Here is a 4,793-nt window from a genome sequence, read left to right as displayed (position 1 = left end):
CTAAAACACTTGACCACTACAGTTTGTTCTCGAGTCTTGGGAGACAAATAGTGCGATTTATGAGCTAACTCCGGAGGAGTTTACGACGCTGCCGCTTGTTTACGGGTGGATTAACTACGATGAAGTAGTTGGCTATGGAAATGTTACCTTAGGCATGGACGGCGGATCTCTTGGAAGTTTCGAGGACAGCAGTTTAGTTTTTGTAGATGCTAATGGCGGGCGTATTAGTGTCGGAAACGTCTGGTCAGACGAAGAGGGAGGAAGCACCCTTTCTTTTGATGCATCGTTTAATGTTTTGGAGGATTGGGTTTCCGGTGGGGCCCAACTTATTGGTACGCCTAATCCACTCTTAGAGGTTGATGCGTCACAGTACGTTAACGTTGAGGGCGCCACATACCGAGGGTATTGGTTGGACTTTAGTTCAATGTCAGGTGAGGTTGAATATTGGGGTAACGTGAATTATCAAGTCCCAGTTTCCTTGTCTCGTTTTGAGGCTTGTGTGAGCAATGCTCCGAACGAACTCCAAAAGCTGACTGGATGGGCATACTCAGACTTGTCCGAGCAAGAAACCCTAGTGCATTGCGCTGAGAATACCTTAGCCGGTAACTGGGTTGATTTTGGCTATTCGGACTACGAGGGTATGAGTGTTGATTTCTCCCAGTTGGATCAGGTTGGGCGGAACATCCTTGTGTCGGAACTTGGTGACTTTGCTGAGGACGTAGATACTCGCTCCTACTACTCTGAGCTGACATTTGGCTCTGCGGCTTCTGGGCTGTCTAACGCTGCAACCATAGAAATGCTGGCTGAGTTCCCGGATCTCGAAACAGCTGATTACTTCCTGAACGGCAGTATCACTGTGTCGGCTGAAGTGGAGTTGCCTGAACTGCCGCTGGCCAAAGCGACCGTAACACTGGATCGAACTGCCCAGAAAGGTGGTTCTGTTCTGGCTAATGTCATCTGGAATGGCGGTAACTATAGCGTAAGGGTTGCTTCAACCAATTTCGAAGATCTGGCGGGAACGGAGGTGAATGCGGAGTTCTTCAATGCCGAGGGACATTTGCTTCAGCTGACCCCTTCGTTTGATGCGGATAAGAAACTGGTGGGCTTGACTGGCAAAGCCATGGCGAACGGTCAAGAAGTGGGCAAAGTTACTCTTCGTGACACCGCTGCCGGGAAGATACCAGTAATTGAGTACAACAGTGGTTCTGAAACTATCGTAGAGACGTTGTTCTGATGATAGGACTGTCTTCTGACAGAAAAAGGTGGGGCTTCGGCCCTGCCTTTTTTTTGATTCTGTTTCTTCCGGTACTGGTGTGCGCTGGGGAGCTTAACTTCTTCGGGCAATTCCGTCTCCAAGCCATCAGCGAGCCTGAACCCGTCAATGGCATGTTGGGTAATTGGGGCGATGAATTCGAGTCTGGAAAGCGGCAGTGGATCGATGCCCGCACAGAGCTCGGTGTAAGGTATGGCAGCGGTCTTGAGGTTTCACTCTTTGCAAGAGCGTTGGCGGACCTGAGGTTCAATGAAGAAGCTGCGCGTTTCTATGGAAGGGTAAAGCGTGATGAAGCTTTGATGCCTGGTGAGCAGATTCCTGTGAAGGTATCGGCACATGGATTTACCGGAGATGGCTTACGCATAGGTTATCGGGTGCGAGAAGGTGGTTGGGATGTTGCTCTTGGGGGCTCCCTGTTCAAGGCTGACTATTTGCTTGAGGGGGATCTTTGGGGTGAGATGCTGGCTAAGACGCCAGAGGACTTTTCCTTCGAAGCGAGCATTGATTACGTGTACTACGAAGATCTGATTTTCGGGAGGGAGGATACCTCACGACCCGAAGGTGTCGGTTGGAGTGGTGACCTAGTGCTCGCTTGGCAGGCACATGATCATTTGAGGTTTGAGTTTGCAGCCGAGGACCTATTTGCGAGAATTCGCTGGACAGATGCGCCGGCAACACGAACGCTGGAGCCTGTATCTCTAGATCGGCGTATTCAGGATAGTAAGCAGGCTCCTGTGGGGCTGTGGGCTGAGGGTACGATAGACCGTTATTATCAAGATATTGACCCGAGATATCGTTTGAGTTTGGATTGGAATGCTGATGCCTGGCACGGGTCGTTACGTGGCCAATACCAGTTCGGCTATGGCTATGCCGGAGTAGGTGGTGGTTATCGGTTTGCCAACGGTTTTGCTGTTACCGGGTTGTTCTGGCCCGAATATGATCAGTTCGGGATCGAGGCAAAATCCGGGAACTGGCGGGGCACGCTGGTGCTCGATCAGTTTGACTGGAATGAAGTACAGGCGATGTCGGTTGGTATTGCTTACGGTTACTAAGCTGCAGGAAAAGCTGTAAAAAAGCCGGATGGCGAAACCATCCGGCTTTTTTCGTCTAGTTCAGGCTAGAGCCTCAGGCGTTCCCCTGCTTCATCGCCTCAAACTCATCCTCAAAGAAGAACTTCTCCTCCCCAAAGGCGGGCTCCAGCTCATGCAGCCAGGTGGCCGTTTCGCTGTACTTGGCAAAGAACGGGCGCTGTACCCAGTCCGGGTTGCGGCCTTGCAGGAAGCGCAGCACGAACACCTTTTCGCCTTTGACCTCGGTGATGCCCTGGATCTCTACTTTGCCGGGGCCTGCGCTCATGCTGGGGCCGCGGGCGGTGCGGGCCAGGCCGCTGACCTGCTTCATGGCTTCGCGGTAGATGTTGTAGGCCTCGGCCAGCGGCACTTCAAAGTAGTTCTTGGCGCCGGTGTCCCGTTCTACAAACATGTAGTAGGGGATGATGCCCAGCTTCACTTCTTTCTTCCACAGCTTGGCCCAGGCGTCGGCATCGTCATTCACGTGCTTGATCAGCGGGCCCTGGGCGCGGATTTCGGCACCGGTGGCACGGATGCGGCGAATGGCTTCTTCCGCAATGTCGGTGGTGATTTCCTGCCAGTGGTTGTAGTGGGCCATGATGGCCACGTGCTTGCCGGCATCAACCAGTTTGGCGAACAGTTCGATCAGCTCGTCGGCATCTTTATCGGTCACAAAGCGGTACGGCCAGAAGGTGAGGGCCTTGGTGCCGATGCGGATGGTCTGGATGTGGTCGAACTCCGGCTGCAGCAGCGGCTCCAGGTACTGCACCAGGTTCTTGGTTTTCATGACCATGGGGTCGCCGCCGGTCACCAGCAGGTCGGTAACTTCGGTGTGTTCCTGCAGGTAGCCGTGCAGTTTCTCGGCATCGGTGCTGGCCATTTTCAGGTCTTTGTCACCGACAAACTGCGCCCAGCGGAAGCAGAAGGTGCAGTAGCTGTGGCAGGTCTGGCCCTGGGACGGGAAAAACAGCACGGTCTCACGGTACTTGTGCTGTACGCCGTCCAGTACTTCGCCATCCAGCTCCGGCATGTTCATTTCCATCTGGCCGGCCGGGTGCGGGTTCAGCTCGTCGCGGATTTCCTTGGCTGCGGCCTGGATGTCCTTTTTCTCTGCGCCTTCGCGGTGCAGCTTGGCCATGCGCTCGTAATGTTCGTCTTTCAGCATGCCTTTTTGAGGGAAGACAAGCTGGTAGATGGGATCGTTAGGTACCTTGTCCCAGTTGATCAGTTCGTTGATCACGTATTCGTTAACCCGGAATGGCAGCACGCTGGCTACCACTTTCATCTCGAACAGGGTGTCTTCAGGGAGATTCTGGATCGCCTCAATTTTGTCGAGCTGGCGGTCAGTAAAAACCTTGAACCGGCGTTCCTCGAATTCCTGTACCGGGATGCGGTTCGGAAAGGTGACGATGGAGTTCATAGATCGCCCTCTGTTGTGTGTCGGAAAATCAAAAGGAGGGGTGTTTTCCTCCTTCACTGGTCAAAAATCGGGCAGGCAAGTATACATAAATCGCAATTCATTTTCAGGTCTAATTAATAGTAGAGATTCCTGGCGCTGATCAGTGCCTTTAAAAGTGTCAAATTGCATGGATTTGTGCCGTTTTTCGGCTAATTTCGTCAAAAAATCTTTAAGGTCAGTGTTTAGTCAGGCGATGGAATTATCGTTGGAAGTACGTGTGAGACATTGGTCTGAGAGCGTCTTGTCCCTGCCATCGAAAGTGGTCATTATTACGTAACTAATGCTAATTAAAGTACTTTCAAACGCCTGTTTGTTTGTTTTTGGGCGCCGTTTTGTAGTAAAAGTACGAAAGTTTTGTTCCTGAATGCTCTTCTGTTGTTCAGCAGGAAAAATGCCAGAGCTGTTCTATGCTTGTGAGAGCTTAAATTGTTCCCGAGGGGGAGGGTTTGATGTACCGCGATGATGATCCCATTGAAACCAGCGAATGGCTCGACGCACTAGAGTCGTTAATCGAAAACGAAGGCGTCGACCGTGCCAAATATATTCTGGAGCGCTTGTCTGAGCGCGCCAGCCGCGACGGCACCGAGCTGCCGTATTCCATTACCACGCCGTTCCGCAACAGCATTCCCGTTACCCAGGAATCCCGGATGCCGGGTGACCTGTTCATGGAGCGCCGTATCCGTTCCCTGATTCGCTGGAACGCCATGGCCATGGTGGTGCGGGCCAACAAGCGCCCGGGTGACCTGGGTGGCCATATCTCCACCTTCTCTTCTGCAGCCACCCTTTATGACGTGGGCTTCAACTACTTCTTCCACGGCGGTGGCGACGAACGCGCGTCAGACCTGGTGTATTTCCAGGGTCACGCATCGCCCGGTATCTACGCCCGTTCCTTCCTGGAAGGCCGGTTCAGCGAAGCGCAGTTGGACAAGTATCGTGAAGAAGTGGACGGCGACGGCCTGTCTTCCTACCCGCACCCCTGGCTGATGCCGGA

At 52.9% G+C, this 4,793-nt stretch carries 3 protein-coding genes and 1 pseudogene; 3 read left to right on the top strand and 1 reads right to left on the bottom strand.

The genetic code is table 11. The annotated features are described in order from the left end of the window. Positions 1 to 154: 154 nt before the first annotated feature. Both B2589_RS08050 and B2589_RS08045 read left to right on the top strand, forming a co-directional pair. Positions 155 to 1,234, top strand: a complete 1,080-nt coding sequence (locus tag B2589_RS08050) for a hypothetical protein (protein ID WP_286816199.1) — start codon at positions 155 to 157, stop codon at positions 1,232 to 1,234. Next, the gene (locus tag B2589_RS08045; protein ID WP_286816198.1) at positions 1,234 to 2,325 is read left to right on the top strand and encodes a hypothetical protein; all 1,092 of its coding nucleotides are present in this window, start codon (positions 1,234 to 1,236) and stop codon (positions 2,323 to 2,325) included. Before B2589_RS08050 ends, B2589_RS08045 begins: the two co-directional genes overlap by 1 nt. A gap of 73 nt (positions 2,326 to 2,398) precedes the next feature. On the opposite strand, the gene B2589_RS08040 is transcribed toward B2589_RS08045, so the two are convergent. Beyond that, the gene (locus B2589_RS08040; protein WP_232902574.1) at positions 2,399 to 3,763 is read right to left on the bottom strand and encodes a KamA family radical SAM protein; all 1,365 of its coding nucleotides are present in this window, start codon (positions 3,761 to 3,763) and stop codon (positions 2,399 to 2,401) included. Between the two features lie 488 nt (positions 3,764 to 4,251). Between B2589_RS08040 and aceE the strand changes: the two are divergent. Further along, positions 4,252 to 4,793, top strand: a pseudogene (gene aceE / locus B2589_RS08035) (pyruvate dehydrogenase (acetyl-transferring), homodimeric type); the annotation flags it as partial.

It is taken from the genome of Marinobacter sp. UBA3607, assembly GCF_002375525.1.
GTDB classification, from domain to species: domain Bacteria; phylum Pseudomonadota; class Gammaproteobacteria; order Pseudomonadales; family Oleiphilaceae; genus Marinobacter; species Marinobacter vinifirmus.
This window is presented reverse-complemented; position numbering and strand designations above follow the sequence as displayed.

Bases quoted from the DNA above. Each gene is read 5' to 3' on its own strand.
- B2589_RS08050 (WP_286816199.1), top strand. From the start codon at position 155: ATGGACGGCGGATCTCTTGGAAGTTTCGAGGACAGCAGTTTAGTTTTT.
- B2589_RS08045 (WP_286816198.1), top strand. From the start codon at position 1,234: ATGATAGGACTGTCTTCTGACAGAAAAAGGTGGGGCTTCGGCCCTGCC.
- B2589_RS08040 (WP_232902574.1), bottom strand. From the start codon at position 3,763: ATGAACTCCATCGTCACCTTTCCGAACCGCATCCCGGTACAGGAATTC.